The following is a 17136-nucleotide window of genomic DNA, read 5'->3' as shown; positions in this document are numbered from 1 at the left end:
TGACGGCAGGGCCCGCCGCATACGAGGCTGTCCGCCATGTCTGCACAGCCACCGCCCTATCGGGATCCGCTGCCGCTGCGCGGCCGTACGGCCCTCGTCACGGGAGCAGCCCGCCGCGCCGGCATCGGTCACGCCGTGGCCCGTCGTCTCGCGGCGTACGGCGCCTCCGTCTACGCCCACCACCACCGGCCGCACGACTCGGCACAGCCCTGGGGCAGCGACCCGGAGGGCCCCGAGGCGCTGGCCGACGATCTGCGCCGGTACGCCGCACCGGAAGCGACCGTCGCACACGGCCCCGGCGATCTGACCGCCCCCGGTGCCCCCGCCCGGCTGATCGGCGAGGCCGCCGAGGCACTCGGAGGCGACGGCCTCGACATCCTCGTGGCCAACCACGCGCTCAGCGGCGGCGACGGGCCGCTGGACGCGGTGGACGCGGACATGCTCGACGCACACTGGGCCGTGAACACCCGCTCGGTGATCCTGCTGATCCAGGCCTTCGCCCGCCTCCCGCGCCCCGAGGGCGTCACCGGCCGGGTGGTGATGATGACCTCCGGCCAGGACGTGCGCGGAGGCATGCCCGACGAGATCTGCTACGCCCTCGCCAAGGGCGCCCTCGCCTCGTCCGTTCGTACGCTCGCCACCGCCCTGGCTCCTCGCATCACGGTGAACGCGGTCAACCCGGGCCCCGTGGACACCGGTTACCTCACGGGCGAGGAGCACGCCGCGGTCGCCGCCCTCTTCCCCGGCGGACGCTGGGCCGCACCGGACGACGCCGCACGGCTCGTCTCCTGGCTCACCACGGACGAGGCGGCCTGGATCACCGGCGAAGTCGTCAACTCCGAGAACGGCTTCGGCCGTTGAGCAGTGCGAACGGGACGCCGGGACGCACTGTGCGGTCAATGAACCGACCAGTCGACGGGACGATTTGTCGCCAAGTCGTCCTATGGACCCGGGAGTTCACATCGACCGACGACTTCACGCCGGGCCACGGCTTCATGTCGGGCCACGGCTTCACATCGGCGCCGTCCCGCCGGGGAACACACGCGAGGTGTGTGACCGGCCCCGAATCGGCCGGTCACATACCTCGCGTGCCGCGTTCCGCTCGGGCGACCGTCAGAGCGCCGAAAGCTCAGCCACCAGGTCGTCCAGCCCCAGCGACCCCTGCGAAAGTGCCGCCATGTGCCACTTCTTGGGGTCGAAGTCGTCGCCGTGCGCCTTGCGGGCGGCCTCACGCCCCGTCAGCCAGGCGCGTTCGCCCAGCTTGTAGCCGATGGCCTGCCCCGGCATGCCCAGGTAGCGCACCAGCTCGCTCTCCACGAAGTCGGAGGGCCGCCCGCTGTGCATCCCGAAGAACTCCTGCGCCAGTTCCGGCGTCCACCGCTCACCGGGACGGAACGGCGAGTCGTCCGGGATGCGCAGCTGAAGATGCATGCCGATGTCGACGATGACGCGGGTCGCGCGCATCATCTGCGCGTCGAGGTAGCCCAGCCGCTGCTCGGCGTTGGCGAGGAAACCCAGCTCGTCCATGAGGCGTTCCGCATACAGCGCCCAGCCCTCGGCGTTGGCGCTGACCATGCCGACCGTCGTCTGGTAGCGCGACAGCTCGTCGGCGACGTGCGCCCACTGGGCCAGCTGGAGATGATGACCGGGCACGCCCTCGTGGTACCAGGTGGAGACCAGGTCGTAGACGGGGAAACGCGTCTCTCCCATGGTGGGGAGCCATGTGCGGCCTGGGCGGGAGAAGTCCAGCGACGGCTGTGTGTAGTACGGCGCGGCCGCGCTGCCCGGAGGCGCGATGCGGGACTCCACGCGCCGTACCCGCTCGGCGAGTTCGAAGTGCGTGCCGTCCAGCTTCTGGATGGCCTCGTCCATCAGGCCTTGCAGCCACTCGCGTACCTCGTCGACGCCCTCGACGGCCTCGCCCTCGGTGTCGAGGTGGCGCAGGGCCTCCCACGGGGTCGCCGCACCGGGGAGGATCTTCTCCGCCTCGGTGCGCATCTCGCCCAGCAGGCGGTGGAACTCGGCCCAGCCGTAGGCGTAGGCCTCGTCGAGGTCGAGATCGGCGCCGTTCCAGTAGCGGGCCCAGCGCGCGTACCGTTCACGGCCCACCGTCTCCGGCGAGCCCGCGACGCCCGGCTCGTACGTCTCGCGCAGCCAGTCGCGCAGCTGCCGCACGGCCGCGGTGGCGTCGTCCGCGGCGGAGACGAGGACCTCGGTCAGCGCCTCGGGGCCCTCGGCCGCGAAGGCGGCGAACCATCCCTTGCCGTCGCCGTCCGCGCCGTCGCCGACCCACTCGTCCAGCTGTCCGATCACGGTGGAGACCTGGCGCGGCCCCGCGTGCAGGCCCTTCTCCAGACCGGCCGCCAGTGACTCCCGGTAGCCCTCCAGCGCGTCGGGCACCGCACGCAGCCGCTGTGCGACGGCCGTCCAGTCCTGGAGCGTCTCCGACGGCATGACGGTGAAGATCCCGCGCACCGAGTGCACCGGGGAGTGGAGGTTGCTGACGGCGCGCAGCCCCTCCTGGGCGTCGTGCACGGCGAGTTCAGCGGTCAGCCGCTCACGCAGCAGGCGCGCGCACCGGCGTTCGGCGTCGCTGTCGGCTCCGGGCTGCTCCTCCGCCTCGGCGAGCTTGCGCAGCGTCGTACGGCCCAGCTCGGCGAGGGCTTCCTGACCTGCGGGGGAGAAGTCGGGAAGGCGGTTGTGGCTCTCCGGCACTCCCAGGTAGGTGCCGGTGATCGGATCGAGTTCGACGAGGTCGTCGACGTACGCGTCGGCGACCTGTCGCGGCAGGGGGGTGGAGTTCATGGGATCGGACATGCACCCATCCTGGTATGCGCAGGCCCCCGGCGTCATCAGCATCACCTGTGCCGGGGGCCTGCGAAGGTTCCGGCGTTCACCCGGGAGTGCGGCTGCTCCCGCCCTCGGCTGACGCCACGGGACGCGCGGTGCGGGTCGCGGTGCGGGTGGCCGCCGCGTGCTTGCCGTCCTCCGAGAGGTGCGCGGTGATGACGAGGGTGCGCTCCTCGACCTGGTGGTCGAGGGGTGCACCGAGCTTGCGCATCGCCGCGACCATGGCCGTGTTGGACGCCTGGGTGACGGCGTAGACGTCCTTGGAGCCCGCTTCGCGCGCCAACCCGGCCAGGCGGCGCAGGAGTTCCGTACCTATGCCGCGGTGCTGCCAGTCGTCCTCGACGATCAGGGCCAGCTCGGTCTCGTCGCCGTCCCACAGCAGATGGCCGAGCGCCACGAGCTTCCCCGAGGCCGTACGGGCCGCGAGGGTCCGGCCGAAGCGCGGCGACAGCAGGTGCCGCAGATAGCGGTGGGCCTCGCTGACCGGGCCGTGGTAGCGCTGCGCCAGCGTCGCCTTCGAGCAGCGCTCGTGCATCTCCAGTGCCGCACGCAGGTCGCCCGTGTCCGCGCGCCGTACGGTCACCGGCAGGCCGTCGGGCAGCGTGAGCGTGTCGGGGGAGTGCGGCACCCGGGCGCCGGCGCCCAGCACCCGGTCCAGCTCCACGAGAGCGCAGGCGCGCGCGAACTCGGCCGGAGTGAACGGCAGTTGGGGCCGCTCGATCACGAGGACGCCGCCGGCGGGGTCCGGCAGGTGCAGCACGGTCTCCTCGCAGATCCCTTCCGGCGGTACGTCGAGCGGGGAGGGCAGGCCGGACAGGGGCGATACGGGCGGTATCGAGCGCACGGTGCAGCGGCCGAGCAACTGCCGCAGCGCCAGCGGCAGTTCGGCGGTGTCGAGGGCGGTACGGGCGGCGAGGCGCAGTACGCGGGTCGGAGTGTCCACGAGGTCGTGGGTGTCGGCCCGCTCCACCCAGGTGCCGGCCGCGCCCGCGTCGTGCGCGATCCGCACGAGTCCGTCGGCGTCCAGCTCCTCGGGCGCACGCAGCACGAACTCGTCCATGACCTGCTCACCGGCGAGCGCGGCCTCCGCGGTGATCCCCTCGGGGCGGTTCTCTTGCCCGGTACGGGCGCGGTCCTCCGCGGGGTGGGCGTCGGCCGCGGTCTGCTCGGGCCGGTGGTGGTCGGTCGCGGTTTCCGCGGGCCGGTGACCGTGGGTTGCGGTTTCCGCGGACTGGTGGCCGTGGGCTGTGGTCTCCCCGGGCCGGAGGCCGAGGGTTGGGGCATCCCCAGGCTGAAGGCCGAGGGTTGGGGTCTCCCCGGGCCGGAGGCCCAGGGTTGGGGCATCCCCAGGCCGAAGGCCGAGGGTTGGGGTCTCCCCGGGCCGGAGGCCCAGGGGAAAGGTCTGAAGCGACACGATGTCGATCCGCTCCCGTGCGAACGCGCTGCACAGCTGCGCGAGCGTCCCCGGTTCGTCCGGCACGGTGGTGCGCATCCGCCACAGCGAAGTCGCCCCGGTCGTCTGGGACTTCAGTCCGGCCGCCGCCGCGCCGTCGTCCGCGGGGTGCGGCGACTGCGGACGTTGCCGGACGAACAGCGAGCGGCAGTGCCCGAGACCTGCTGAGAGGAGTCGGCGGAGGCCCTGCCCGGTCGGCTGCTCGTTCTGTGACATGTCAGTCATGCGATCACCCTCGCGCACCGGCATTGCCCGATCAAGAACGCACTGTGACCGATGAGTTAAGGATGTTCTGTCCGTCCGATACCGCTTTCGCCCGGGCCGTCACGGTCGCCGTCATCGTCCCGTCCGGCGTTCCGCTCGTCGCCGCGCACGGCCTTCCGTCCGTAGTCCTGCCCCGCCGCTCGCCGTTCATCCCGCGTCACGCGCCTCACGCACCTCACGCTTCCCGTGCCTCGCGCGCGTCCCGCACGATCCGCCGCAGCACACGCCCGGTTCTGCGCGCGTACCACCGCTGGAAGGCGGGCAGCAGCGGTCCGGCCGCCGCCGTCGCACGGGTCGCCGGTGTGCTGAAGGCCAGCACCTCCAGCCGGACCGTTCCGTCGGCGTCCCGTACGACCACGAAGGCCTCCTCGCCGCGCAGCGGATGGCCCGGCAGCGTCCCGTACGCCCACCCCGTGCGCCGGGGCTGTTCGACCGTCCACACCAACCGGCAGGGCGCGTGGAGCCGCAGGCCGCCGACTCCCAGGCCGACGACGACCTCCACGTCCGGCGCCGCCCGCTCCGCGTCCGTGTCGAAGCGAACACCGGCCCTGCGATGCATGCGCCAGCGCATGACCGCCTCCGCGGCGGCGGCGAAGTCCTCGTCCCCCGAGCCGACCCGGCTGCTCACCCGCAGCCTGCGGAAACCGGCCGGCCACCGCTCGGGCGGCAGCCCGGTGGCCGCGATGCCCGGATAGTCCAGCACCTGACCGGGGCGCGTCACGGCGTCACCGCGTGCGCGCGCTCCGCCCCACGCCTCACTGCCCCGTACGGCCCGGCTGGAGCACCTTGGTGAAGAGCACGTCGCCGCCCTGCTCCCGCAGCCGTACCGTCAACTCGCCGCTGCCGCCGTCGATGTCGACCTGCCCGAAGTACTGACCGCCCTCGCTGGGCGGGGTGTTGGCCTTCTCCGGCGCCTTGACGAACGGCTGTGACGGGCCGAACGTGCCGTCGAGCTTCAGCGCGGCGAAGCCGCCGGCGTTGAGCGGCCCGGAGACGAACTCCCAGAACGGCTCGAAGTCCTTGAAGGCCGCACGCGACGGGGCGTAGTGCTGCGCGGAGGTGTAGTGCACGTCGGTGGTGAACCACACGGTGCCGGTGATGCGTTCATGCTTGATGTGCCGCAGCAGCTCGGCGAGTTGGAGCTCCCGGCCCAGCGGCGCTCCCGGGTCGGCCTGTGCGACGCCCTCGAAGTCGGTGTCCCCGTCCGGCACGGCCAGTCCCAGCGGCATGTCGGCGGCGATCACCTTCCACACCGCGCGCGAACGCGACAGGGCCTTCTTCAGCCATTTCAACTGGGCCTCGCCCAGGATGCCTTGGGGATCGTGCTTCTGCTTGCCGGGCGAGTTGGCGTTGCGGTACGTGCGCATGTCGAGGGCGAACACGTCCAGCAGCGGGCCGTGGTGAACGACCCGGTAGACGCGGCCGTTGCGGTCCTTCGCGGGCAGCGACGTCAGCGGGTGGTATTCGCTGAACGCGCGCAGCGACCGCGCGGCGAGGGTGTCGACGTCCTTCACCTTGTAGCGGTCGTCGTCGAGGATCTCGCCCGGATACCAGTTGTTGAGCACGTCGTGGTCGTCCCACTGCACGATGGAGGGCACTTGGGCCTGGAAGCGGCGCAGGTGCTCGTCCAGCAGGTTGTAGCGGAAGTTGCCGCGGAACTCGGCGAGCGTCTCTGCGACCTTCGCCTTCTCCTCGGTGGTGACGTTCCGCCACACCCCGCCGCCGGGCAGGGCGACCTTCTCCTCGATGGGGGAGTCCGCGTAGATGGTGTCGCCGCTGTTGAGGAAGAAGTCCGGGTCGAGGCGGCGCATCTCCTCGAAGATCGTGTAGCCGTCGCGGTCGGGGTTGATGCCCCAGCCCTGCCCGGCCAGGTCCCCGGACCACAGGAAGCGCACATTCCGGTGCCGTCTGTCCGGCGCCGTGCGGAAGGTGCCGCGCACCGGCTCCCCCTTGCGCCGCGGGTCGTCGGGATCCGCGAGCGTGACGCGGTAGAAGACCTGCTCACCGGCGGGCAGCCCGCGCAGCGGCGTGACGCCGGTGAAGTCCGTGTCCGCACCCACGACGGGCCCGTGCCAGGTGCGCGCATGACGGAACGTCTCCGTCGACGAGGTCTCCACCAGCATCCGCGCGCGGCGGTCCGCCCGTACCCAGATCAGACCCGACGACGAGGTCACGTCCCCGGCCTGCACACCCCACTTCGCCCGTGGACGCCCGGCGAGCGCCTGCGACGGTGCCGCACCCGACACCGCGGGCAGGGTGAGTGCCGCGGACGCGGCCAGCGAGCCGCGCAGCAGCGCACGCCGTCCCGGTGCCGTGCCGCCGGTGGAGCGGGAGATGGGGTCCTGGTGCGCCATGGACGTGCCTCCTGGATCGCGGATGGACGGAGCAGGCCGGTACGGGCCGGGCTGTGCGATGCGTACCACCGCCTCGTGAGCGGTGCACGCAACACCTCGGCGAGCGCAGCGGTGAACACTGGACTCAGTGAACACCGACGCCGCAACGGCAGAAAGGGTTCCGTGCGCCGTACGGGCGCGGTCGCGAACCGGCCCGCGCCGGACCGGCCGCCGGCGCGCGGCCCCGGATCCCCGGGTCCGCTGCGGATCCCGGACGCTGCGTGCGTCGCGATGCTTCGGAGGCTTGACGGCTGTGCCCGCTGCCCCCAAGCTCTGTCCATGCATCCTGACCTGGAGCGTCAGCGCGGTCCCGGATGCCCGCGGCACCCCCGGCGCCGCACCGGTCCGCCCGCCGTGAGCAGGCACGGAGAGGGGGCAGAGGGAGCATCGCCCCGGAGACGAGCCGTGCAGGACCGTATGGAAGCGCCGGTGCACCGGACTTTCTCCGTTCGTGCTCTTTCGACGCAGGACCATCACAAATCCCCCCGCCGGTTTGTTACTTCCGAGGAGTTAGGTTCGCAGATGAACCCGGGACACGCGGTCACGCATCCCTGCCGGCCCGCCTCGCGCCGTGCACGGGCTGTCGCGGTCCCCGCCCCTGCCGTTGAGGAAACACCGTGATGCCGGACAGCCCCCGCCCGTCCCCGATCCGCCCGCCGGGGTCTTCACCGTCGCGCCGGGCGGCCACGGAGCAGGACTGATGCGGCTGACGAGCGGAGGCCACGACGCCCGGGGGCTGCGCCCCGTCTACAGCCCCGCCGGCTTCGACAACGAACTGCGCGGCGCGCTCGAGGAGTTGAGGGCCGGACACTGGATGGCGATGCGCACCCTGCTGGGGCGTACGGGCGACTCCTGGGGGCTGCGCACCGCCCGTTCCCAGGTGCTCGGCGTCGTGGCCGCGGGGTCTCAGGTGGTGGAGGCGTGGCTGCGCGAGGACCGCGGCAGCGCCGACGCACGGATGATGCTGGCACGGGTGTCCGTGGAGCGGGCCGTCCGGGCGCGGCGTGAACAGCACCACAGCGCGGGCGAGTTGGAGAAGACGGCCCGTCAGGCGTGCTACGCCGCCGCCGAGGAGCTGCCCGCCGATCCGGTGCCGTGGGTCTGCCTCCTCGCGCTGGCCCGCCTCGACGAGCGGCAGGAACGCGGGGAGCACCGGGAGCGCGCCGCCGAGCCCATGCTTCCGCTCGGACCGTGGGGGCTGCTCTACCGCGTCTACGAGCGCGACAGATACAACCGCGAGGCACACCACCGCATGCTCCACTTCCTGCACGCTCGTTCCGAAGGAGCCGCGGGGAACTCCGGCACACGTGCCTCGGCGGTCGACTTCGTACGGTGGGTCTCCTCGTGGGCCCCGGCCGGGTCGCCGCTGCTGGCGCTGCCGCTGTATGCGTACGTCGAGCAGTACCGGCGCGAGACCGCCGAGGGCAGAAGCGGCCCGCTGCTGCGCCGCCACTGGACCCAGGATCCCGCCGCCCTCGACGCGCGCACCGCCCTGCTCGGCTGGTTCGACCACACCGACCCCACGAGCCAGTCCGTCCTGGACCTCAATCACCTGGCCCACGCGCTGTGGGCGGGCGGACGCCCGGCCGACGCGGCGCGCGTATTCGCCGCGCTGGGGCCGTACTTCACCCAGCAGCCCTGGCTGCAAGTCGCGGAGGATCCCGAACGTCCCGAAGCGGCCAGAGCGGAGTACTGCCGGGCGCGTGAGGAGTCCTTCGCCGCGGACCGCTGACCGCGGGGACCGCCGCACCGGCGCCCGCTCCACCGTCCGCGCACCTGCCGCCACCGCCACCGCCACCGCCACCGCACCCGCGTCGCCCGTCGCCCGTCGCCCGTCGCCCGTCGCCCGTCGCCCGTCGCCCCAGTCTCCGTACCACCGAACTCCCGCCCGAGCCCCTCGCTTCCGTCCCCCAACGCACCACCCAGGAGGTTCCGTTGAGCCCCACCGCCCGGCCCGTCGACGACCGGATCGACGACGACGCCAAGCTCCGCGAGCTGGGCTATCACCCCGTACTGATCCGCCGCATGGGCCCGTTCGGGAACTTCGCCATCAGCTTCTCGGTCGTCTCCGTGCTCTCCGGATGCATGACGCTGTACGGCTTCGGCCTCGTCACCGGCGGGCCGGCGGTGATGCTGTGGGGCTGGGTCCTGGTCGGCCTGATGGTGATGTTCGTCGGCGCGGGCCTCGCGGAGGTCACCAGCGCCTACCCCACCTCCGGTGCCCTCTACTACATGGCCGACCAGCTCGGCGGGCGCCGGTGGGGCTGGTACACGGGGTGGCTGAATCTGCTCGGTCTGCTCGGCACCCTCGCCGGAATCGACTACGGCGCCGCGATGTTCACCGGCGCGCTGCTCAACCTCCAGTGGGGCCTGGAGCCCACGCCCGGCGTGGTGATGGTGATCTTCGTCTGCATCCTGGTGCTGCACGCGACGCTCAACCTCTTCGGCGTGCGGCTCGTGAGCGTGCTGAACTCCATAAGCGTCTGGTGGCACTTCGCCGGGGTCGGCGTGATCGTCGCGTCCCTGGCCTTCATTCCCTCCGAACACCGCCCGGTGTCCTTCGTGTTCGGCGAGTTCGTCAACCACACCGGCTGGTCGTCTCCGCTGTACGTGGTGCTGATCGGCCTGCTGCTCACCCAGTACACCTTCACCGGATACGACGCCAGCGCCCACCTCTCCGAGGAGACCACCGACGCCGAGGTCAGCGCCGCGCGCGGCATCGTAAGGGCCGTCGGCTGGTCCTGGGTCGCCGGCTTCGTGCTGCTGGCGGGCGTCACCTTCGCCATCCAGGACTACGCCGGCACCCAGAACAGCGCCACAGGCGTGCCGCCCGCGCAGATCTTCCTCGACGCACTGGGCCTGACGGGCGCCAAGCTGCTGCTGCTCGTCGTGATCATCGCCCAGCTCTTCTGCGGCAACGCCGAAGTGGCCGCCACCAGCCGCATGGTCTTCGCGTTCTCACGCGACGGGGCGCTGCCGTTCTCCGCGCTGTGGCGGCGCGTCAGCGCCCGTACCGGAACACCGACGGCCGCGGTCCTGCTGACGGTCGTCGTCGCCGCGCTGCTCACGCTGCCCGCGCTCTACAGCAAGGCGGCCTACGGCGCGGTCACGGCGATCGCGGTCATCGGCATCACCCCGGCCTACGCGATACCGGTCTTCCTGCGGCTGCGGTACAAGGAGCGCTTCCGGCAGGGGAAGTGGAACCTGGGGCGCTGGGGCGTGCCCGTCGGCTGGACGGCCGTGGGCTGGGTGGCCTTCGTGACGGTGCTCTTCTGCCTCCCGCAGACCAACCCCGTGACCGTCGAATCCTTCAACTACGCGCCAGTCGCGCTGCTCTGCGTGCTGGCCGCCGCGTCGCTGTGGTGGGCGGTCGCCGGTCGGGGCTCGTACACGACGCCCACGTTCAGCAGCGGCAGCGGCGACCGTGAACTCGCCGAGATGAGCGAGGAGATCGTCTGACCTCCCCGGCGGGGGCGGCGCGGCATGCGCGCCGTGCGCGCTTTTCCGTAATGTCGCCTTCAACGGGCGGCGGACGCCGCCCCCGCAGGGGTGCAGGATCCCCGGAGGCCGACAAGGAAGGAACCGCACATTGAGCGGCGAAGGCGACACGTCCGGCGAGGGCGGCACCGCGCAGAGCAACACCACGCTCGGCAGGAAGCGCTTCAAACGGTCCAGGAGCCACTTCGCGGACCGCATCACCGCCGACGGCGCGGACGGATGGCCAGTAGAGGCGGGCCGCTACCGGCTCGTCATCAGCCGGGCGTGCCCGTGGGCGAGCCGCGCCGCGATCTCGCGGCGGCTGCTGGGCCTGGAGGACGCGCTGTCCATGGCCGTCACCGATCCCCTCCAGGACGACCGCAGTTGGCGCTTCACCCTCGACCCGGACGGCCGGGATCCGGTGCTGGGCATCCGCTTCCTGCACGAGGCGTACGACGCGAGGGAGACGGACTATCCGGGCGGCGTGAGCGTCCCCGCGGTCGTCGACGTGCCCAGCGGCCGGCTGGTGACCAACGACTACCAGCAGCTCACCCTCGACCTGGCCACCCAGTGGACGGGTCTGTACCGGGCCGGCGCCCCGGACCTGTACCCCGCGGAGCTGCGCGACGAGATCGACGAGGTGGCGGACGGCGTCTACCGCGACCTCAACAACGGTGTCTACCGCGCCGGTTTCGCGACGGGCCAGGAGGAGTACGAGGAGGCGTACGCCGATGTCTTCCGCCGCCTGGACCTGCTCTCCGAGCGGCTGTCGGCCCGCCGCTATCTGGTGGGGGAGACCATCACCGAGGCCGACATCCGCCTCTTCACCACCCTCGTGCGCTTCGACGCCGTCTACCACGGCCACTTCAAGTGCAACCGCAACAAGCTCACCGAGGACCCGGTGCTGTGGGCGTACGCGCGCGACCTGTACCAGACGCCGGGCTTCGGCGACACGGTCGACTTCGACCACATCAAGCGGCACTACTACGGCGTCCACACCGGCATCAATCCCACGGGCATCGTGCCCGCGGGACCCCGCCTGGCGGGCTGGCTGACGCCGCACCACCGCGAACAGCTCGGCGGCCGGCCCTTCGGCGAGGGCACACCGCCCGGACCCGTGCCCGCGGGAGAGACGGTGCCGGCGGGCCACCGGCCGTGAGCGGGCGCACCTCCAGGCGCACGTCCAGGCGCACGTCCAGGCGCACCTTCAGACCCATTTCCAGGCCCACTTCGCGGTGCGGTCCGGTGCCGGGCCCATGACCGGCCCGTGGCCGGACAAGGAGCGGGCAGGACCGCGGCGGTCGGCTGAACGCGGCGGGTCGTGGGACGCAACGGGCCGCTGAACACGGGGCGTTGGACGCGGCGAGGGGCCCGGCATCCGCTGCCGGGCCCCTCGGCCGTGCGAACCGGCCGTACCGGCTCAGGAGATGCGCGCCGCCCGGTGGTTCAGGCGGCCGGTCAGGCAGCCGGTTCGGAGGCGCGCACCGTCTCCAGCACCAGCTGCGCCACCAGCGCGGGATCGTCGTTCATCGGCACGTGCCCGCAGCCCGGCAGCGGCACCAGACGGGCCCCGGGAATCGCCTTCTTGGCGCGCGTGGCCTGACGGCGCAGCAGCAGCCGGTCCTTCTCGCCCCAGCCGATCGTCACCGGCACGTCCGGGATGTCCCGGTCGAAGATCACATCCGGGCTGCGGCCCACCTTCAGCGTGGGCGCGAACCCTGTCGCGGCGCGCATCGAGCGCGTCTCGGCCACCACCGCCTCCGGCGAACGGCGGCCAGGCCGGGCGTAGATGGTGCTCGTGAGCGCCGCGCGTCCCACGGCGGTGCGCGCCATCCGGTGCAGCATCCCGTCGGGGATGCCCTTCGCGCCGGCTCGCATCCCCAGCAACACGGCGTACGCGTAGCGCCGCTCCGCGCCGTTCCAGAACCCGGCGGGGGAGAGAGCCGTCACCGAGCGGGTGTACCCGCGCTGCGCCAGCTCCAGCGCGAGCAGGCCGCCCAGGGAGTTGCCCACCACGTGCGGGCGCTCAAGGCCGAGTGCGGACAGCGCGTCGCCCAACAGCGGTATGACGCTGTCCAGTTCGTACGAGACGCCGTCCGGGAGCTGCGGTGAGGCGCCGAAGCCCGGCAGGTCGACGGCGATCACCTCGCACGAGGCGGCGAGGATGCTCAGCACCGGCTCCCACGCCTGCCAGTGGTGCCCGATGCCGTGCAGCAGCACGACGGGCTCGCCGCTGCCGCGCCGCTCGTAGGCGAGGTCGAATCCGGGCCGTTCGCCCGCGGGGGCGACGTGCACGAACGACTCGGTGGGCGGCACCGGCGGGTGGGGGGAGGCGACGGCGGTCATGGTCCACTCCTCGGGGATCTCGTACTCGTACGTCAGGACACCGGGGCACCGGCACGCCCGCACACCGGGGCGGCGGAGGCCGGAGCAACGGAAGGCCCGGGCGGCGAAGCCCACCGTCCGTAGACACGATGTCAGCAGGATGCCCTTCGTGGAAGCCCCGTTGGGCCCCCGCGACCGGCGGACGCGGCCGGGGAGAGCGCGGCACCGGGTGACATCATGGCCCCGTGGACGACGGACAGAGCGACGGGACCGCGGTCTTCGAGGAACACCGGCCGGTGCTGCTGGGCGTGGCCTACCGCATGCTGGGCCGCGTGGCCGACGCCGAGGACGTCGTCCAGGACACCTGGCTGCGCTGGGCCTCCGCCGACCGCGGAACGGTGCGCGAGCCACGGGCGTTCCTCGTGCGCATCGCCACCCGGCTCGCTCTGGACCGGCTTCGCTCCGCACAGGCCCGCCGCGAGACCTATGTCGGCCCGTGGCTGCCCGAGCCGCTGCCCACCGACGTACGCGCCGAGCCCGTACCGGACGGCGCCGAGCGCGCGATGCTGACCGAGTCGGTCTCCCTCGCCGTCCTGGTGGTGCTGGAGTCCCTCTCCCCGCTGGAGCGTGCGGTTTTCGTGCTCCGCGAGGCCTTCGGGTTCCCGCACGAGGAGATCGCCGCCGTCCTCGACCGCACTACAGCCGCGGTACGGCAGCTCGCCACCCGTGCCCGTACGCACGTGGCGGAACGCACACCCCGCTACGAGGTCGATCCCGTACAGCAGCGGGAGCTGACCCGGCGCTTCCTCGACGCCGCGTCCCGCGGTGACATCGACGGCCTGCTGGAACTGCTCGCACCCGACGCCCGCCTCGTCGGCGACGGCGGCGGCAAGGCCAAGGCCCCGCTGCGCACGATCACTTCGTCCGCGAAGGTCGGGCGGTTCATGGCGGCGATCGGCCGGCAGGGCGCGGCGGACCTGGACTTCGCGCTCACGGAGCTCAACGGCGCGCCGGCGATGATCGGTTCGATCGGCGGCAAGGCGTCGGCGGTGATGGTCCTGGACGTGGCCGGCGGGCGGATCCAGAGCGTGTATCTGGTGGCGAACCCGGACAAGCTGGCGCATCTGACCGCGCCGTAAGCACCTGGGCGGTGAGTGTGCGCTCGCGACGCCGCGGCGCCTGAGCGCGGGCCGTGCCCGGGAGCCGGGGTCGGAGCCGGGAGACGGGAGCCGGTACCGGGCGGTCCCGGCAGCCGTGGTCCCCCTCCCGCGCTCAGGCCCCGCCCGCGACCCTGAGCACCGCCCCGTTCGTGAACGACGCCTCGTCCGACAGCAGCCACGCCACCGCGGCCGCGATCTCCCCGGGCTCGCCGGGGCGGCGCAGCGGGATCGACTCGGCCTTCTTCCACGGCCGTTCGGGGTCGCCCATCGTGGCGTGCATGTCCGTGAGCACGGCCCCGGGCTGCACGGAGTTGACGCGTACGCCCTCCGGCCCGAACTCCTTGGCCAGGCCGACCGTCATCGCGTCGAGCGCCGCCTTCGACGCGGCGTAGTGCACATACTCGCCGGGTGCGCCCAGCGTCGCCGCCCCGGACGAGACGCTGACCACACAGCCGCCGTGACCGCCGTACGCCGTCGACATCTCACGCAGCGCACGCCGTGAGCACAACAGCGCGCCCAGCACGTTCACATCGAGGACGCGGCGCATCACATCGGTGGGCGTCTCGGTGAAACGCCCCAGGGGCCCGCTGACTCCGGCGTTGTTCACCAGCCCCGTCACGGGGCCGAGTTGCTCGCGCGCGGTGTCGAAGAGCCGGTCCACGTCGCGCTCGACGCTGGTGTCCATCCGCACCGGCAGCGCCAGTACGCCCTCGGCGCGCACCGCCCGTGCGGTCTCCTCGGCCGCCTCGTGGGAGCGCTCGTAACCGATCGCCACGTGGTGGCCCTCCCGGGCCAGCCGTACGGCGACGGCCGCGCCGATTCCGCGGCTCCCGCCCGTGACGACCGTGACCCGCTGCCCCTGTGCCATTGGATTCCCCACTTCTGCTGCCGAAGCCAGGTTGCTGAGCGATGATCGATCATTACACTCGGAGCGCCCGCTGCACACCCATCGATCCCATATTGGTCTTGACCAACTCCTAAGGTCCCCTTAAGGTCGCCATACGCAAGGACCTTTAAAAAACAAGCACGCATAATGCCGCCCCGCGACGCGGGCCGGCCGACGCAGGGGAGAGGCGGGAGCCACAGTGGGGACTTCACAGCTGGACGCGGTGCCGGAGCCGAAGTACTGGCACCTGAAGACCGTGCTGTCGGACGCGCTGGACTCCGAGTTCGAGGTCGGCGAGATCCTGCCCAACGAGCGTGAGCTGGCAGCCCGTTTCGGCGTCGCCCGCGCCACCCTCCGGCAGGCCCTGGAGCAGCTCGAGCTCGAAGGCCGCCTCCAGCGCCGCCGCGGAGTCGGCACGACCGTCGCGCCGCCGCGCTTCGGCGTGGAGGTCGGAGGGTCGGAGCAGACGTGGCCTGGCAGCCCGGACGACGCGTGGCAGACCGGCGAGAGCGAGGAGACGGCGCCGCCCGCCAGCGTGGCCGCGCTGCTCGGGCAGGACGGCGACCAGCCGGTCCACGCCGTACGGCGCACGCGCATGACGCACGGCCATCCGGTCGCCGGTGAACTGCTCTACGTACCGCACTCGTCGGTCCCCGGCCTGCCCGACGCGGACTCCTCGGGCGACACGGCACGCGGCCGTGCCGTGCTGCGCGAGCTGCACCGCCTCGAACTCCACGGCCAGGAGCGGACGGTGGAGCTGGGCTCCGCACGCGCCGACGACGCACGCCAGCTCGACCGGCTGCCGGGAGCGCCCGTACTGGTCGTCACCACCAGCTACTTCTCGCACGGCGCGGTCGCAGCCGTCTCGGTCTCCACCTACCGCGCCGACACCTGCCGGCTCACCTTCGGCGACCGGAGGCCCGAGCCCGTGCGGCCGGCCGCGGAGACCGCCGCACCGGCAGCGCCCCGGCGGCACCGCCCGGCGGCCCGCTTCAGTCGAGTCTGACGCTGAAGAGCTCGCTCTCGACCTCGTCGAGAGCGAGCCGCAGCGCACCAGTCGCCACCGCCGCCTCGCCCAGCTCCGACAGGGCGACGCGCGGCGCGCGCAGACAGTAGCGCTCCAACTCGCCCCGCAGCGGCTCCAGTACGTCGTCCAGGCCGGACGCCCAGCCGCCGACCACCACGAGTTCCGGGTCGAGGGCCAGCACGAGCGCCGCCACGTCGTGCACCAGCCGCTGCAAGAAGCGCTCCACGGCACGCTCCGCGCGCTCGTCACCCGCCCGCGCCAGCGCGAACACCCGCGCCACGGCCGTCTCGTCCAGCGGGTGCAGCGGCTCGCCGGTGGTCGACAGCAGCCGCTCAGGCGTCGCCTCACGGCCCAGCAGATGCAGCGCGCCGATCTCGCCCGCGGCGCCGCCGAATCCGCGGTGCAGCCGGCCGCCGATCAGCGAGCCCGCACCCGGGCTGAGCCCCACGAGCACCATCACGACGTCCTCGGCGCCCGCCGCCGCGCCCTGCCAACGCTCCGCGACGACACCGGCGTTGGCGTCGTTCTCGACGATGACCGGGCAGCCGAACGCCGCGTCCCGCAGCCTCTCGCCGAGCGCCAGGCCCGTCCAGCCGGGCAGCGCCGTGCTCAGCCGTACGGTGCCGTCGGCCTCGACGATGCCCGGGGTGCCCACGCCGACGGCGCGCAGCGAGTCGCAGTCCACGCCGCTGACGCGGATGAGTTCGGCGACGGTGCTCTGCGCCTGCGCGAGGCGCTCGCCGGCGGGGGCCTCCTCGCCGACGTCCTGCGTGACCGTGCCTGCTAGCGCTCCCGTGAGGTCGGAGATCACCGCCGCGATCCGGTGGGCCCCGATCTCGACACCGATCGCGTGTCCGGCCTCGGCGCGGAAGCGGAAGCGGCGCGCGGGACGTCCCCGCCGCGCGGCGTGTTCGGCGCCGCCCGGGCTCTCGCTCTCGGCCTCCGTCGCGAGGCCCGCGTCGACGAGGCCCTCGATGACGCCTTCAACGGTGGGGCGGGACAGCTCGGTGGCCTGCGCCAGGTCGGTGAGCGTCGGCGCAGCCTGGCCGAACCGCGAACGCAGTACGCGCAGCACGGCCGTGGAGTTGATCCGTCGCAGCAGAGAAGGGTCTCTGCCCGAGAGCCGCGTCAAGTCCGCCTCCCTGCCTGTGCCCTGGCCGGATGGTATCCGGTGCCCGCGGTTACCGCGAGTACGGGGTCGGTCGCAGGCGATGCCGCCGGGCGCCCGGCCGAAGTCCGGTGCGCTTCCGCCTCGTCCGGCCTGAACTGCCGCCGGACCTGGGGGAGATGGCTGTCGGTGC

At 72.6% G+C, this 17136-nt stretch carries 13 protein-coding genes; 6 read left to right on the top strand and 7 right to left on the bottom strand.

Annotated elements, in window-relative coordinates; genetic code table 11:
* Positions 1-36: 36 nt before the first annotated feature.
* A complete protein-coding gene (locus HCC61_RS12390; RefSeq protein ID WP_169135442.1) occupies positions 37-861 on the top strand; it encodes an SDR family oxidoreductase in 825 nt (274 codons plus the stop codon).
* Positions 862-1113: 252 nt separating this feature from the next.
* Here the strand turns inward: HCC61_RS12390 and HCC61_RS12385 are convergent, their stop codons facing one another.
* The 4 genes from HCC61_RS12385 to HCC61_RS12370 all read right to left on the bottom strand — a co-directional run bounded on the left by HCC61_RS12385 (position 1114) and on the right by HCC61_RS12370 (position 6921).
* The gene (locus tag HCC61_RS12385) at positions 1114-2817 is read right to left on the bottom strand and encodes a DUF885 domain-containing protein (RefSeq protein WP_169135441.1); all 1704 of its coding nucleotides are present in this window, start codon (positions 2815-2817) and stop codon (positions 1114-1116) included.
* A gap of 76 nt (positions 2818-2893) precedes the next feature.
* A complete protein-coding gene (locus HCC61_RS12380; protein ID WP_240968930.1) occupies positions 2894-4528 on the bottom strand; it encodes a GNAT family N-acetyltransferase in 1635 nt (544 codons plus the stop codon).
* A 214-nt stretch (positions 4529-4742) separates the two neighbouring features.
* Positions 4743-5270, bottom strand: a complete 528-nt coding sequence (locus HCC61_RS12375; RefSeq protein ID WP_346777176.1) for a DUF1990 domain-containing protein — start codon at positions 5268-5270, stop codon at positions 4743-4745.
* Positions 5271-5322: 52 nt separating this feature from the next.
* Positions 5323-6921, bottom strand: coding sequence for an alkaline phosphatase D family protein (locus HCC61_RS12370; RefSeq protein ID WP_169135439.1), 1599 nt, complete (start codon positions 6919-6921; stop codon positions 5323-5325).
* A 739-nt stretch (positions 6922-7660) separates the two neighbouring features.
* Between HCC61_RS12370 and HCC61_RS12365 the strand changes: the two genes are divergently transcribed.
* From HCC61_RS12365 to HCC61_RS12355, 3 genes are all read left to right on the top strand, one after another.
* Positions 7661-8692 carry a hypothetical protein gene (locus HCC61_RS12365; protein WP_169135438.1) on the top strand — a complete coding sequence of 344 codons (1032 nt, stop codon included), beginning with the start codon at positions 7661-7663 and terminating at the stop codon, positions 8690-8692.
* Between the two features lie 203 nt (positions 8693-8895).
* Complete coding sequence (locus HCC61_RS12360) at positions 8896-10419, top strand: amino acid permease (RefSeq protein WP_240968929.1); 1524 nt, start codon at positions 8896-8898, stop codon at positions 10417-10419.
* Positions 10420-10549: 130 nt separating this feature from the next.
* Positions 10550-11596 carry a glutathione S-transferase C-terminal domain-containing protein gene (locus HCC61_RS12355; RefSeq protein WP_169135437.1) on the top strand — a complete coding sequence of 349 codons (1047 nt, stop codon included), beginning with the start codon at positions 10550-10552 and terminating at the stop codon, positions 11594-11596.
* A gap of 299 nt (positions 11597-11895) precedes the next feature.
* On the opposite strand, the gene HCC61_RS12350 is transcribed toward HCC61_RS12355, so the two are convergent.
* A complete protein-coding gene (locus HCC61_RS12350) occupies positions 11896-12783 on the bottom strand; it encodes an alpha/beta hydrolase (RefSeq protein ID WP_169135436.1) in 888 nt (295 codons plus the stop codon).
* Between the two features lie 224 nt (positions 12784-13007).
* Between HCC61_RS12350 and HCC61_RS12345 the strand changes: the two genes are divergently transcribed.
* Positions 13008-13901, top strand: coding sequence for an RNA polymerase sigma-70 factor (locus tag HCC61_RS12345; protein WP_169135435.1), 894 nt, complete (start codon positions 13008-13010; stop codon positions 13899-13901).
* A 133-nt stretch (positions 13902-14034) separates the two neighbouring features.
* On the opposite strand, the gene HCC61_RS12340 is transcribed toward HCC61_RS12345, so the two are convergent.
* Positions 14035-14790, bottom strand: coding sequence for an SDR family oxidoreductase (locus HCC61_RS12340; protein WP_169135434.1), 756 nt, complete (start codon positions 14788-14790; stop codon positions 14035-14037).
* Positions 14791-15007: 217 nt separating this feature from the next.
* Here HCC61_RS12340 and HCC61_RS12335 point away from each other — a divergent pair, with 217 nt between their 5' ends.
* A complete protein-coding gene (locus tag HCC61_RS12335) occupies positions 15008-15814 on the top strand; it encodes a GntR family transcriptional regulator (protein ID WP_169135433.1) in 807 nt (268 codons plus the stop codon).
* Here HCC61_RS12335 and HCC61_RS12330 read toward each other — a convergent pair.
* Positions 15801-16967 (bottom strand): ROK family protein, encoded by a 1167-nt coding sequence (locus HCC61_RS12330; RefSeq protein WP_169135432.1) that lies wholly within the window; start codon positions 16965-16967, stop codon positions 15801-15803. The two genes, HCC61_RS12335 and HCC61_RS12330, sit on opposite strands and share 14 nt — an antisense overlap.
* Between the last annotated feature and the right edge of the window lie 169 nt (positions 16968-17136).

It is taken from the genome of Streptomyces sp. HNM0575, assembly GCF_012726265.1.
In the GTDB taxonomy this organism is placed as follows: domain Bacteria; phylum Actinomycetota; class Actinomycetes; order Streptomycetales; family Streptomycetaceae; genus Streptomyces.
This window is presented reverse-complemented; position numbering and strand designations above follow the sequence as displayed.